Below are 12,873 nucleotides of genomic sequence, written 5' to 3' on the forward strand. Positions count from 1 at the left end.
CGCCGGGGCGTCCGTTCGCACGCGGACGCCCCGGCACCCCTCCCGCTCCCTCTCCCGGATTGGCAGAGCCATGACCAGCACCGCAACCGTCCGCCGGCCACCTGCCGCGTTGACGTTCAGACAGAAGCTGAACCGCTTCGACTACCGCGCCTCGCCGTACCTGTACATCGCGCCGTTCTTCATCCTCTTCGCCCTCATCGGCATCTTCCCGATCGTCTACACCTTCAACGTGTCGCTGTACGAGTGGCATCTGTTGAAGGGCCAGGGCGACTTCGTCGGACTCGACAACTACGTCTCCGTCCTCTCGGACCCGTTCTTCTGGAACGCGTTCGGCAACACCATCAGCATCTTCCTGCTCTCGGCGGTGCCGCAGCTCGTCATCGCGACGCTGATCGCCGCCCTCCTCGACCAGACGCTCCGCGGACGCACGTTCTGGCGGATGAGCATCCTGCTGCCGTACATCGTGGCGCCGGTCGCCGTCGCGGTCATCTTCCTGCAGATCTTCAACCAGTACCACGGACCGGTCGCCGGCCTCCTCGAGCTCTTCGGGCTCGACCCGATCCGGTGGGCGTTCGACGTCTTCCCCTCGCACGTCGCCATCGCGAGCATGGTGAACTGGCGGTGGACCGGCTACAACGCCCTCATCCTCCTCGCTGCGATGCAGGCGATCCCACGGGACGTCTACGAGTCCGCCGCGCTGGACGGCGCGAACAAGCTCCGACGGTTCTGGTCGATCACGATCCCGATGATCCGCCCGACGCTCATCTTCGTCGTCATCACCTCGACGATCGGCGGGCTGCAGATCTTCACGGAACCGAAGCTGTTCGACCCCCGGAGCAACGGCGGATCCGACCGGCAGTTCCAGACGATCGTCCTGTACCTGTACGAGCTCGCCTTCCCGAGGCGGGACTTCGGTCGAGCATCCGCCACCGCCTGGATCCTGTTCCTCGTGATCATCCTCGCGGGCCTGATCAACTTCGCCATCACCAGGGCCATCCGGACGAACGACGCACGTCCGGTGCGGATCCCGAAGGTGCGCGACACCCTCATCACGACGCGGTCCGTCAGCACCAGCCCGGCCCGCTCGCGTTCGACGACCACGAGCACCACCGACCAGCGAGGCGGACGAGCATGAGCACCCTGATGGAACGCACGCGGACCGAACCGACCGCGACCACGGAGGCCCCGCGGTACCGCAAGGGCAAGGACCACGAGCGGCCGGGCATCCTCACCTACGCCATCCTCATCGCGTTCTTCGCCATCTCGGCGTTCCCGTTGTGGTGGTCGTTCGTCATCTCGAGTCGGCAGTCCTCCGACACGAACCTCGTGCCGCCCGCCGTCCTCCCCGGCCCGAACTTCCTCGGCAACGCGGCGAAGGTGTTCGAGACCGCCCCGTTCCTGCAGGCGCTCGCGAACAGCGTCATCATCTCGGGCGCGATCACGGTCTCGGTGGTGTTCTTCTCGACCCTCGCCGGCTACTCCTTCGCGAAGCTGAAGTTCCGGGCCAGCAACGGGCTGCTCCTCGCGGTGATCGCCACGATGGCGATCCCCACCCAACTCGGCATCATCCCGTTGTTCATGCTCATGGCCGAGTGGGAGTGGGTGGGGACGCTCCAGGCGGTGATCCTGCCGGGGCTCGTGACCGCGTTCGGTGTGTTCTTCATGCGCCAGTACCTCGTCGACGTCATCCCCGACGAGCTCATCGAGGCCGCGCGCGTCGACGGCGCGTCGATGTGGGGCACCTTCTGGCATGTCGCGCTGCCGGCCGCCCGACCGGCGATGGCCGTCCTCGCGCTCTTCACCTTCATGGCCGCGTGGACCGACTTCCTCTGGCCACTCCTCGTCCTCGGTCCGCGGAACCCGAGTGTGCAGACGGCGCTCGCGGCCCTGAGCGCGAGCGGCGGACAGACCCCGGACCACTCACTCGTGCTCGCTGGCGCGGTGCTCTCGGTGATCCCACTGCTGATCCTCTTCGTCCTCGCCGGGAAGCAGCTCGTGGCGGGCATCATGCAGGGCGCGGTCAAGGGATGACGCCCGCGCCGCATACAGTGTCTTCACACCGGCACGACTGAGGAGACACACCATCGACACCGAGACGGACTCCACCGTCCCCACGCTCATCGCGGTGGCAGCGCTCGCGGGCGTCTCCAAGTCCACCGCCTCCCGCGTCATCAACGGGTCCTCCCAGGTGACGCCGGAGGCGGTCGCGTCCGTGACCGCGGCCGTCGAGCAGCTGCACTACGTCCCGAACCGCGCGGCACGCAGCCTCGTGCGTCGGCGTGCGCAGACGATCGCGATGGTCATCCCGCAACGCACCGCCGAGTTCTTCGCCGACCCCTACTTCGCCGAGGTCATCCAGGGTGCCGCGATGTACGCGTCGTCGACCGACTACACGCTGACGCTGCTGATCGAATCCGACGTCGACCCGGACAAGACCCGTCGGTTCCTCACCGGCGGCAACGTGGACGGCGCGCTCGTCCTCTCGCATCACACGAGCATGCAGGCGTACGCGAAGCTGTCGACGTCCCTCCCGGTCGTGTTCGGGGTGCGGGCGCTCGAGGAGACGACGCCACCTGGACACGTCGTCGACGTCGACAACGTGGAGGCGGGCGCCCTGGCGACCCGGCGTCTGGTGGAGGCCGGTCGGTCCCGCATCGCCACGATCACCGGCCCGCTCGACACCGCGGCCGGTATCGACCGCCGTGCCGGGTGGCGGCGCGCCCTCCTCGAGGCGGGACTCGAGCCGGGACCCGAGGAGGAGGGTGACTTCACGCCGACGAGCGGCGCGCGCGCGATGGAACGGCTCCTCGCGGACGGCCGGCAGGTCGATGCGGTGTTCGCGGCGTCGGCGCAGATGGCGACCGGAGCGCTCGGGGTGCTTCGAGACCGGGGGATCCCGGTGCCGGCGCAGATCGCCATGACCGCGGTCGACAACAACGTGTTCGCCGTGGACGCCTACCCGGCGTTGACGACCGTGGACCTGCACACGGCGGACAAGGGTGCGCTGCTCGTCGAGACCCTGCACCGCCTCATCGCAGGAGAGGAAGTGCCGGAGATGACCACGATCCCGATCGACCTCGTGGAGCGCGCCTCGGTCTGATCCCCGCCAGGGCTCGTAGGCGGGAGTCGCCGCACCTGACTGCAGTTACTAGAATTTCACACTTTTGTTTCAGTTGGTTGTTTGATATATTACTTTTCATGACCACGATCTACGACACCACGCGCCGCACCGAAGATTCGCGCATGCTCGCAGCTCTCGTGTCCGCCACGTTCCTGCTCGACGCGCTGATCGTGTTCGGCATCGGCTTCATCCCCGGCGTCTCGCCGCTCGAAGGCGGACCGACGGCGATGACCGCAGCGGTGCTGACCGCCGTCCTCTTCGCCGTTCAGCTCGTGATCGTCGTCGTGATGGCACGTGCCGCCCGGGCCTCCATCGCCTGAGGGCATCGCTTCGGCGAGGTGCTCAGAGATGGATCTGCGTCTTCGGTCCGCCGGAGCTCGCGCGGGGGAGTCCCTCGGCGAGGACCCGCGGCACCTCGTCCAGGGTGATGACGGTGCCGATGAGTCGGCGGATCCGGTCACCCATGAGCGCAAACCGTCGTGCCGCCTCGTCGATCTCGGCCGAGCCGCCGAGCACCGCGTGGACGGCGGCATCGAGGGCGATGAGTCTGCCCGACGGGAGTCCGACGTCACCGTCGGGGACCCCGAGCAGTGCGATGCGGACGCCGACGGTGGCGTTGTCGAGCAGCCGACGCGTGACCTCGGCTGAGCCGGTCGCTTCGATGATCACGTCGAAGCGCTCGTCGCCGAGCGTCGCGGGGTCGCGGGTCTCGAGGCCGAACCCCGTGGCGAAGTCCCGGTCGGATTCGCGGCGCGCGGCGACGGCCACCTCGGCGCCGGCGTCCGCGGCGAACAGGGCGGCGAACATGCCGAGGGTCCCGGCGCCCCAGACGAGCACGCGGTCGCCCGGGCCGGTCTCGGTGAGTCGGATGCCGCGAAGCGAGCACGACGCCGGCTCGACCATCGCGCCCAGGTCCGCATCGACACCGGGTGGGAGGCGGTGTACGGCCCGCTCGGGGAGCACGAGGAGTTCCGCGAGTGCGCCGTCCAGCTGGCCGAGGACGCCGAGTTCGAGGTGGTCGGGGCAGCGGTGGTGGTGTCCGGCGGCGCAGCGAGCGCATGCGCCGCACCCGATGAACGTGTCGCCGGTGACGAGGTCGCCCGGCCCCACACGGCTGACGCCGTCGCCCACGGCGACCACTCGGCCGGCCCACTCGTGGCCGGGCTGGAGCGGCAGGGTCGTCCGTCCGTCGGCGAGGTACGGCATGGTGCCGCGGAAGAGTGCCACGTCGGTGCCGCAGAGTCCGGCGCGCTCGATCCGGATGAGGACCTCACCCGGTCCAGCCGGTGGATCCGGTCGCTCGAGGACGGTGGCCTCGTTCGGTGCGGTGATGCGTACGGCTCGCATGCGGTCTCCTCGTCGTGACGGCGCTGGTCAGAGCGTAGTGGGATGCGCGTCCGGGTTGCAGTGCAACAGTCCCCGTCGACCCGCATGCGGAAGGACGAGGTGTCCTCGTGGGCACTTCGACAGGCTCAGTGACCGGGAGAGGTTCACCGGAGACGTTCCGGTCCCTGAGCTTGTCGAAGGGCAGCTCGGTTGGGGCGCCTCGGTGGCCGGGAGAGGTTCACCGGAGACGTTCCGGTCCCTGAGCTTGTCGACGGGCGTGAGCGCGCGTCAGCTCACCAGGACGACTTGCCTCCGCCTGCGACGACCGCGCTGGGCCGCTGCACCTCGGCGAGACGGGAGGTCCGGAGCGGCGTCGTCTCCCACCAGGCGTCGAAGGTGCCGGACGCCGGGTCGATCTCGAGGTGCATGCGGTGGGGTGTCTCGATGAAGATCGCGTCGACGCGGAGGACCCGCGCTCCGTCCTCGCCGCCGGTGCCCCAGGCGGCACTCGCCGTGATCGGTCCATGCGTCCGCCACGCGCCGACACCGGGGACGAGCTCCACCCGGTCGTCGCCCTCGTGCACGACCAGCACGATGTCGTCACCCTCGCCCGCCGTCACCTCGAGCGCCGTCAGCTGCGCCAGGCCGGTATCGGCGGCGGCCGCGAACGTCCGTCCGACGAGCTCGCGCAGTGACGAAGCCGCGCCGGTCTCGTCCGACGCGTCGAGCGGCGGCAGGGCGAGCCCCGCCAGGCGTGCGAGCAGCGACTGATCGGCGGTCCGACGCTCGCGACCGCGCTCCGCGTCGGCGGCGCTCGCCGGTCCCGAAGGCCGGCAGCAGGTGCTCCCACGCGGCGTTCAGCACGGCCTGCATGTCGAGACTCTGCCCGGTGATCGCCAGGACGACGTCGTGCTCCGGCAGGACGACGCAGTACTGACCGTAGGCGCCGTCGCCGCGGAACCCGTGACGGGCCATCCAGAACTGGAACCCGTACCCCTGCGCCCAGTCCGACTCAGGGTCGTCGCCGTTCGCGATGTGGGATCGTGTCGCCTCGGCGACCCAGGCGGCCGGCAGCAGCTGCCGACCATCCCACTCGCCGCCCTGCAGATAGAGCTGACCGAGTGCGGCGATCGCCTCCGTCGTCGCGTGCAGGCCGCTGTACCCGAGCTCGAAGCCCTCGTCGTCCTGCTGCCAGTCGAACTCGCCGATACCCAACGGCTCGAGCAACCGCGGTCGCAGGTAGTCGGTGAGCGTCCCGCCCGTGACGCGCTGGACGATCGCCGCGGCCGTGTACGTGCAGGGCTGGTTGTACGCGAAGACGGTTCCCGGGTCCTCGTCGGGCGGGAGGAGCAGGAAGCCGCGGACGAGGTTCGTCGGGTCGATCGCAGCGGCCCGCATGATCGTCTCCTCGCGGTGCCCGCTCGCCATCGCGAGCACGTGTCGCACGCGCATGGCGCGGCTGCGGGGGTCGGTGATCTCGGCGTCGAGCTCCGGGAAGTGGCTGATGATCGTGTCGTCGAGTCCGAGCAGGCCCTCCTCGACGGCGAGGCCGACGGCGGTCGAGGTGAAGCTCTTGCTCAGCGAGTACAGCAGGTGCACCCGATCAGCCGAGTACGGCGCCCACCAGCCCTCGGCGACGACGTTCCCGCCGCGCAGGAGCATCAGGCTGTGCGGTTCGACGTTCGGCGTGTGCTCGAGGGCCGTGATGAACGCCTCGATCCCGGCGGCGTCGACGTGCTGGGCGGACGGAGTGCTTCGCTGCAGGCTCATCCCTCCATGCTGCCACCTGCCGGCGGTGGGATCGACCCGACGCTCAGTCCTGGTCGGCGTCGAGCTGGTCTCGGAGTCCCTGGTTGATGTCCTCGAGATCGAGCACGCGAGCGATGCCGGCGAGGTTGACGCCGTCGTCGCGGAGGTCGGTGACGCGCTTGAGTCGCTCGATGTCGTCCTCACTGTAGCGACGGGTGCCGCCCTCGGTCCGGGACGGGGTGAGGAGGCCTTTGCTCTCGAAGAGCCGCAGGGACGCCTCCGGGACGCCGGCGAGCTGGGCTGCGACGGCGATGCCGTACACGGGTGTCGCGCCGTCACGATCGGCCATGCTTGAGGTTTCCTTTGAACGGGTTGCAATGGATCAGGTTTCGGATGTATAAAAAATCTACACCACGAAGTGCAGATCTGAACCACCGGATCTGTGGCTTCCGGGCACTGACAATCGATGAGCCCGATCCGTCATCGGGCGACAGGGAAGGAGAACACCCATGGCAATGACCCTCGATCCCATCAGCCAGCTCGACCGCTTCGCGGCCTCCGTACTGGACTCCGTGCGCGCACCCCGGCCCATGCCGGTGGACCTCTTCCGTGACGGCGACCGGTACATGATGGTCGCCGACCTCCCCGGCATCGACCCCGGATCCATCGACGTCGACGTCGACGGAGGTCAGCTGACCATCCGCGCTCAGCGCACGGCCGACAGTCGCGAGGGTGTCCGCTGGCTCGCACGCGAGCGCGGTGGCGGCCACTTCCTGCGGCAGTTCACCCTCGGCGAGGGAGTCGACCTCGACGGCATCACCGCGTCCTACGACAGCGGTGTGCTCTCCGTGATCATCCCGGTGAGCGAGCGTGCGAAGCCGCGGAAGATCACCGTCGACTCCACGACCGACCACCCGCAGTCGATCAACGCCTGAGCCGGGATCGACACTGACCGGGATCGACCTGACCGGGATCGACACTGAGCCGGGATCGACACCCGTCCGGATCGAACGAACCGAACGCCCCGCCCACGATCCGTGGGTGGGGCGTTCGCCCGTGTGCGACCGGCGGTCGGCATACTGGGGGCATGTCCCGCGTCCAACGGATCCTCGTAGCGTCAGCCCTGCTCGTGATCGCCGCACTCGGCCTGTTGGTCGCGGCGACGCAGACCACGATGATCTGGTACCAGGCGCCGGGTGCCGACGGCATCGCGACGGAACAGGTCGCGGTGTTCGAGCCGGCGGTGGTCGGCACTGTGGTCGCCGCGGTGGCGGTGCTGGCGCTCCTGGCGCACCTGGTCCTCGTGATCCGACGCGCGGTGCCTCGGATGCAGTGGGTCGTCGCCATCGCGCTGACCGTCGTGACCGTGATCGCCGCGGTCCTCGTGTCCATCGCGGACCGGCCGGTGTTCTAGCGCACGTCGAGCTCAGCCGAGCAGCTCGGCCAACAAGGCCCGAGTCGTCTCCTCGCTCGCCCCGGGGGCCTGCAGGCGCACCCAGTCGTCGCCACGTCGAGCGTGCGCCGAGTGCTCGCTCCCGGCCGCATCCACGGCGCCGACCGGACTGTCCTCGCGAAGCACCCACGCACCTCCGGGGAGCACCGTGAACCGGACGAGCTCGCGGGAGTCCGCGGACAGCAGTCGGCAGTCGAGCCCGCCGACCCGCTGGAGCGAGTCCTGCACGAGGTGGTAGCTCGGTGTCGCGGTGCTCACGTAGCTCGCGCCGGTGGCGGCTGCGCCGAGGTGTGCCGCCGCGGTGTCCACCGGCAACGCCGTGGCGCAGGAGCGCGAGGTGGGTGCCGACGACGACGGGGGCGCGGTGGGTGCCGGAACCGGGGCCGCCGCAAGCGCTGTCCGAGCCAGTTCCTCCGTGCGCGTCCCGTTCGGGTCGTCGACCCCTGCCGCATCGACCTCGATGAACCGCTCGCCGTCGAGGGCGTGGACGGAGCAGGCGCCGTCCGAGCACATCGTCCCGTTGATCTCGCCGACGCTCGCGCTCCAGTCGGTGTGCTCGTACCAGTGGTTGAAGGTTGCCCAGTGGTCGACACCCTCTCCGACGAGTCGGACGGTCAGTGAGGTGCCGGCCGCCTCATCGGCCCAGGCGCAGACGGTCCCGCCGTCCTGCAGGACCGGGGCGTCGTCGACGGTGAGCGGTTGCGGCGCGGCTGCGGCGCCCAGGAAGGATGCGACCTCCGCGTCGGGGACGAGCGCGTCGCAGGCGAGCCCCGGGAAGGTGGACGTCGGCGCGGGTGGGAGCGCCGCCGATGCATTCGGTGGGGATCCGGTCGGAGTCCCGGTGGGCACCCCCGACGGCGGCGCGCTACACGCCGCGAGGACGCCCAGCAGCGCGGCGATCGTGAGGACGCGTGCGCCACGTGCGACCGCGGGCACCGTTCGACTCAGCCCACTGCTCATCGTCGCCGGAACAACCCTCGCTTGCGGCGATGGAACGGCGGGACACTGGTCAGGAGATGCTTCGCGCCAGGCGCCACGTACATGACGTCGATCGGCACGCTCGCCGAGTACGTCGCGAGGGCGCGTGCGAGCGGACCGCTGATCGTCTCACGGGCGGTCGGGGCGCCGACGATGACGAGGAGGTAGCACTCGTCGAACGTGCCGCCCTCCTGCGGGGTGACCTTCCAGCCCAGCACCGCTTCGTCGACCTCGCCGTACTCGGCGAGGACCGCGGTCAGGGTCTCGGTCATCCCTGGTGGGATGCGAGCCGGCTGTCCCACCATGACCTCGGTCTCGCGCTCGACCACGCGTGGTGTGAGCACCGCCTCGCCGTCGAGCAGCTGGGCGATCTCGCCGGGGAGGAACTCCTTGCCGTGCGTGGAGTGCGGGTTCAGGACCAGCCTCGCGCCTCGGGTCATCTGCCACAGGACGCGGCAAGGGAGGGCGAGGAGGTGCTGTTCGAACGACGGGACGACCTGGAGTGTCTCCTGGAAGCGCGCCTTCGAGGTGTAGAACGGCTGCACCGAGCTGCCGTCCGAGTCGAGGAGGTCAGCCAGGGTCGCCATGCCGTCGTCGGTCACGGTCCCTGCCACGATCACGGTGCTCTCGAGGAGCGCCGTCAGGAACGCGGGGGCGTTCGAGCGGTCGTTCGCGGCTGCGGCGAGGAGGGCTTCGATGTCGGGAGCGTCGGGTGCGTCGTCGGCGGCAGGCATGCCAGCAGCGTATCCCGGCCGTGTGGGAAGGTGCGCGTGCTCAGCAGCAGTCGCAGGTGTCCGTGTTCTCCGAGGTGAGCGATGAGACCGGCCGCTTGCACGCGTCTCCACGCCAGGCTTCGACGCCCTCACGGACCGCGAAGCCGGCGATGACGAGGGCGGCGACGCCGTCCGCCCAGGCCCAGCCGAGGGTGCTGTTGAGGACCAGCCCGATGAGGACCGCGGCCGACAGGTAGGAGCAGATGAGCGTCTGCTTCGAGTCGGCGACGGCGGAGGCGGAGCCGAGTTCCTTGCCGGTCCGGCGCTCGAACAGCGAGAACGCCGGCATGATCACGACGCTGACCGCCGCGAGGACGATGCCGACGGTCGAGTGCTGGACCTCGGCGAACCCGAGCAGCGAGCGGGCGGCGTCGACGCTCACGAACGCGGCGAGGCCGAAGAACGACAGGGCGATCACCCGGAGGGCGACCCGTTCCCGACGATGGGGATCGGGGCTCGAGAACTGCCAGGCGACCGCGGCGGCGGACAGGACCTCGACGATCGAGTCGAGACCGAAGCCGACGAGGGCTGCCGATGAGGCGACGGTCCCGGCCGACAGGGCGACGATGGCCTCGACGACGTTGTAGGCGATGGTCGCCGCGACGATCCAGCGGATCCGGCGCTGCAGCGTCGCGCGTCTGGCGGGGCTCAGCTGGGCGCGGAGACGGGGGCTCGGCAGGCCGACGGTGCTCACGCGCAGGTGCAGCTCTCACCCGAGCAGCAGGCGGGATCGACGACCAGGACGAGCCGGAGGAGGTCGTCGAGCGCCGGCGCCAGGTGGCTGTCCGCCAGGCGGTACCAGGTGTTGCGTCCTTCCTTGACGCCTTCGACGAGGCCGCAGCCGCGGAGACAGGCGAGCTGGTTCGACATGACCTGTCGGGAGACGCCGAGTGCGTCCGCGAGGTCGGAGGGGAAGGCCGGTGCCTCGCGCAGGGTCAGGAGGATGCGGGCCCGGGTCTCGTCGGACAGGGCGTGCCCCAGCCTCGCGAGCGCGGCGGTGTGCGTCAGGGTCGCGGTCGGCGTCATGGTGTCGGTCACGCGAACGACAGTACACGAAATGCTGTATCAATCGAGCCTCGCGGTCGCCCGAACAGCCGCGTTAGGCGAGGCGAAACGCTGGCAATCGGACGTCTCGGCTTGCCGCCGCCGCACCGCGCTGGCAACGTTGACGGGTCCTCGCGGCATGGCGCCCGAACGCATCTCCGCGTCCAGGACGCATCACAGGAAGACCCCGCGACATGACGTTCTGGCCGCTGCTCCTCATCGCGCTCGGCGTCTCCGCCGACGCCTTCGCCGTCGCCCTCACCAAGGGCCTGCACATGCGGCGGTTCAACGTGCGTCACGCGCTCGTGATCGCCGGGACCTTCGGCCTGTTCCAAGCGGTCATGCCGCTCGTCGGCTGGTTCCTCGGCACGCAGTTCGCGCGGTACATCACCGAGGTCGACCACTGGGTCGCCTTCGGCCTGCTCGCCCTCGTGGGCGGCAAGATGCTCTGGGAGGCGTTCTCGAGCCACGAGGACACCGAGGTCGACTCCGACCGCATCGACGTCCGGCGACTCCTCATCCTCGCGCTCGCCACGAGCATCGACGCGCTCGCCATCGGCATCACGCTCGCGTTCCTGCCCGGTTCGATCCTCGAAGCCGTCGTCCTCATCGGACTGACGACGTTCGTGCTCGCCTTCCTGGGCGTCTTCATCGGCCGTCGCGTCGGTCAGCGCTTCGGCAAGCCGGCGGAGATCGCCGGTGGAGTCATCCTGATCCTCATCGGTGTCAAGATCCTCATCGACCACCTCACCGGCTAGTCGGAGGTCACCGCTTCCGGGTGAAGATCGCGCCGGTCGACACGTCCTCACCGAGCGCCTCGAGGCTCCGCCCACGCGTCTCGGGTACCTGGGTGGCGACGAACAGGAGCGCGAGTGCGCCGACACCCGCGAACAGGAAGAAGGTCCCGGTGATGCCGAGGCCGTCGACCAGGGACGGGAAGTACAGCGCCAGGAACCCGTTTGCGACCCAGAGCATGAAGATCGAGACACCCATGCCGAGGCCGCGCATCTGGAGCGGGAAGACCTCGGCGAGGTACACCCAGACCGCCACGTTGAGGAACGTCTGCATGGAGCCGACGAACACGACCACGAGGAACAGGATGACCCAGGGACGCATCGGGTCGCCCGGCTCGAGCACCATCGAGGAGAAGCCGATGAGCAGATGGCACGCGGTCGTGAGCGAGAAGCCGATGACGAACGTCTTCCGTCGGTCGAGTCGGTCCATGTAGGTGAGGGCGATGAAGCCGCCGACGACGGCGATGATCCCGGGCGCGATGTTGGCGATGAGCGCGGCGCTCTCGTCGAAGCCCGACTCCACGAGCACGGTCTGCCCGTAATACATGATCGAGTTGATCCCCGTGAGCTGCTGGGCGATCCCGACGCCGACACCGACGAGCAGGATGCGCACGAGCCACGGGTTGCGGAGGACGGCCCCGAGCCCGATCCGGTGTTGGTCGCGCTGCGCGGTGATGGACGCCTCCACCTCCGCGAGTTCGGCGACGGCGCGGTCGTCGGAGCGGACGGTCCGCAGGACGTCCAGGGCGTCCTCGCGGCGACCGTGGTCGACGAGCCACCGCGGTGACTCGGGCATCCGCAGCATGCCGACGAACAGCGCGACCGCCGGGAGGGCGCAGACGGCGAACATGATGCGCCACACGCTCGTGTGCTCGCTGAACACGGTGCCGATGACCGCGTTGATCACGAACGCCGACAACTGTCCGAGGACGATCGCGACCTCGTTCCGGCCGGTGATCGACCCGCGGATCTCATACGGAGCGAGCTCCGCCAGGTAGACCGGGACGACGGCGGAGGCACCGCCGACGGCCAGTCCGAGGAGGACGCGACCGGCGACGAGGAGCTCGACGTTCGGTGAGCAGACGACGACCAGCGTGCCGACGAAGAAGAGGACGGCCAGCACGATGATGCTCCGACGTCGGCCCCAGGCGTCCGACACCCGCCCGCCGAGCAGCGCACCGACGGCGGCCGCGAAGACGAGTGAACTCGTCACGACACCCTCGGTGAGCGGGGTGAGGCCGAGCTCCGCGGTCATCGGTCGCAGTGCGCCGTTGATGACGCCGGTGTCGTACCCGAAGAGCAGGCCGCCGAAACAGGCGACGATCGAGATCAGGCCGAGGTGGCGGCGGTGCGGCCCGGGCGTGAGGGCCGGCAGCGTGCTCGCCGACTGTCGGGCTGTGGGGGATCCGGCCATCGTGCTTCCTCGTCTGCTGGGTCCCGGTGCCGAGCGGCGACGTGGACACGACGACAGTACCGGCTCCGCGCGGTTGCGGGGCGGGCCGTGGCCTCGCCCCGCAACCACACCGACGCCAGGCTGAGGGAGCTGCATCGGTACAGACGGTTCGGGTCTCGTCTATCCGGACGAGGCTACGGTCGAGAGCGATCCGCCGTTCGCGCTTGAGGATGTCCGGCGGC

General features: G+C 69.5%; 16 protein-coding genes. 7 read left to right on the top strand and 9 right to left on the bottom strand.

Annotated features, from left to right (window positions below; translation table 11 throughout):
• Nucleotides 1–70: 70 nt before the first annotated feature.
• The 4 genes from AC5JOC_RS09510 to AC5JOC_RS09525 all read left to right on the top strand — a co-directional run bounded on the left by AC5JOC_RS09510 (nucleotide 71) and on the right by AC5JOC_RS09525 (nucleotide 3,441).
• Nucleotides 71–1,135: a carbohydrate ABC transporter permease gene (locus tag AC5JOC_RS09510; RefSeq protein ID WP_138946001.1), complete on the top strand. Its 1,065-nt coding sequence runs from the start codon at nucleotides 71–73 to the stop codon at nucleotides 1,133–1,135.
• Nucleotides 1,132–2,031 (top strand): carbohydrate ABC transporter permease, encoded by a 900-nt coding sequence (locus tag AC5JOC_RS09515; RefSeq protein WP_079704633.1) that lies wholly within the window; start codon nucleotides 1,132–1,134, stop codon nucleotides 2,029–2,031. The genes AC5JOC_RS09510 and AC5JOC_RS09515 overlap by 4 nt, the downstream gene beginning before the upstream one ends.
• 94 nt (nucleotides 2,032–2,125) lie before the next feature.
• Nucleotides 2,126–3,100, top strand: a complete 975-nt coding sequence (locus AC5JOC_RS09520) for a LacI family DNA-binding transcriptional regulator (protein WP_426738668.1) — start codon at nucleotides 2,126–2,128, stop codon at nucleotides 3,098–3,100.
• Nucleotides 3,101–3,198: 98 nt separating this feature from the next.
• Nucleotides 3,199–3,441 (top strand): hypothetical protein, encoded by a 243-nt coding sequence (locus AC5JOC_RS09525; protein ID WP_274499091.1) that lies wholly within the window; start codon nucleotides 3,199–3,201, stop codon nucleotides 3,439–3,441.
• A 22-nt stretch (nucleotides 3,442–3,463) separates the two neighbouring features.
• On the opposite strand, the gene AC5JOC_RS09530 is transcribed toward AC5JOC_RS09525, so the two are convergent.
• The 4 genes from AC5JOC_RS09530 to AC5JOC_RS09545 form a co-directional block, all read right to left on the bottom strand.
• Nucleotides 3,464–4,468 (bottom strand): zinc-dependent alcohol dehydrogenase, encoded by a 1,005-nt coding sequence (locus AC5JOC_RS09530; protein ID WP_494246298.1) that lies wholly within the window; start codon nucleotides 4,466–4,468, stop codon nucleotides 3,464–3,466.
• A 272-nt stretch (nucleotides 4,469–4,740) separates the two neighbouring features.
• The gene (locus tag AC5JOC_RS09535) at nucleotides 4,741–5,067 is read right to left on the bottom strand and encodes a hypothetical protein (protein WP_494246299.1); all 327 of its coding nucleotides are present in this window, start codon (nucleotides 5,065–5,067) and stop codon (nucleotides 4,741–4,743) included.
• Nucleotides 5,048–6,217, bottom strand: a complete 1,170-nt coding sequence (locus AC5JOC_RS09540; RefSeq protein WP_494246300.1) for a serine hydrolase domain-containing protein — start codon at nucleotides 6,215–6,217, stop codon at nucleotides 5,048–5,050. Before AC5JOC_RS09540 ends, AC5JOC_RS09535 begins: the two co-directional genes overlap by 20 nt.
• A gap of 43 nt (nucleotides 6,218–6,260) precedes the next feature.
• On the bottom strand, nucleotides 6,261–6,545 hold the full coding sequence (locus tag AC5JOC_RS09545) for a MerR family transcriptional regulator (RefSeq protein ID WP_079704638.1): 285 nt from the start codon (nucleotides 6,543–6,545) through the stop codon (nucleotides 6,261–6,263).
• Nucleotides 6,546–6,705: 160 nt separating this feature from the next.
• On the opposite strand from AC5JOC_RS09545, the gene AC5JOC_RS09550 reads away from it, so the two are divergent.
• Both AC5JOC_RS09550 and AC5JOC_RS09555 read left to right on the top strand, forming a co-directional pair.
• Complete coding sequence (locus AC5JOC_RS09550) at nucleotides 6,706–7,131, top strand: Hsp20/alpha crystallin family protein (protein ID WP_071261327.1); 426 nt, start codon at nucleotides 6,706–6,708, stop codon at nucleotides 7,129–7,131.
• 152 nt (nucleotides 7,132–7,283) lie between these two features.
• Complete coding sequence (locus AC5JOC_RS09555) at nucleotides 7,284–7,610, top strand: hypothetical protein (protein WP_426738671.1); 327 nt, start codon at nucleotides 7,284–7,286, stop codon at nucleotides 7,608–7,610.
• Between the two features lie 12 nt (nucleotides 7,611–7,622).
• Here AC5JOC_RS09555 and AC5JOC_RS09560 read toward each other — a convergent pair whose 3' ends face one another.
• Genes AC5JOC_RS09560 through AC5JOC_RS09575 form a run of 4 tightly spaced genes read right to left on the bottom strand, consistent with a single transcriptional unit; the run spans nucleotide 7,623 to nucleotide 10,426 of the window.
• Nucleotides 7,623–8,585 carry a DUF3558 domain-containing protein gene (locus tag AC5JOC_RS09560; protein WP_494246301.1) on the bottom strand — a complete coding sequence of 321 codons (963 nt, stop codon included), beginning with the start codon at nucleotides 8,583–8,585 and terminating at the stop codon, nucleotides 7,623–7,625.
• Between the two features lie 20 nt (nucleotides 8,586–8,605).
• On the bottom strand, nucleotides 8,606–9,361 hold the full coding sequence (locus AC5JOC_RS09565; RefSeq protein ID WP_494246302.1) for an enhanced serine sensitivity protein SseB C-terminal domain-containing protein: 756 nt from the start codon (nucleotides 9,359–9,361) through the stop codon (nucleotides 8,606–8,608).
• Between the two features lie 40 nt (nucleotides 9,362–9,401).
• Complete coding sequence (locus AC5JOC_RS09570) at nucleotides 9,402–10,094, bottom strand: cation diffusion facilitator family transporter (protein WP_494246303.1); 693 nt, start codon at nucleotides 10,092–10,094, stop codon at nucleotides 9,402–9,404.
• The gene (locus tag AC5JOC_RS09575; RefSeq protein ID WP_085511700.1) at nucleotides 10,091–10,426 is read right to left on the bottom strand and encodes an ArsR/SmtB family transcription factor; all 336 of its coding nucleotides are present in this window, start codon (nucleotides 10,424–10,426) and stop codon (nucleotides 10,091–10,093) included. Before AC5JOC_RS09575 ends, AC5JOC_RS09570 begins: the two co-directional genes overlap by 4 nt.
• 212 nt (nucleotides 10,427–10,638) lie before the next feature.
• Here AC5JOC_RS09575 and AC5JOC_RS09580 point away from each other — a divergent pair, with 212 nt between their 5' ends.
• Complete coding sequence (locus AC5JOC_RS09580; protein WP_192004221.1) at nucleotides 10,639–11,202, top strand: manganese efflux pump MntP; 564 nt, start codon at nucleotides 10,639–10,641, stop codon at nucleotides 11,200–11,202.
• A gap of 7 nt (nucleotides 11,203–11,209) precedes the next feature.
• Here AC5JOC_RS09580 and AC5JOC_RS09585 read toward each other — a convergent pair whose 3' ends face one another.
• Nucleotides 11,210–12,652 carry a sugar porter family MFS transporter gene (locus AC5JOC_RS09585; RefSeq protein ID WP_494246304.1) on the bottom strand — a complete coding sequence of 481 codons (1,443 nt, stop codon included), beginning with the start codon at nucleotides 12,650–12,652 and terminating at the stop codon, nucleotides 11,210–11,212.
• Between the last annotated feature and the right edge of the window lie 221 nt (nucleotides 12,653–12,873).

The sequence above is a fragment of the Plantibacter sp. genome (assembly GCF_059073635.1).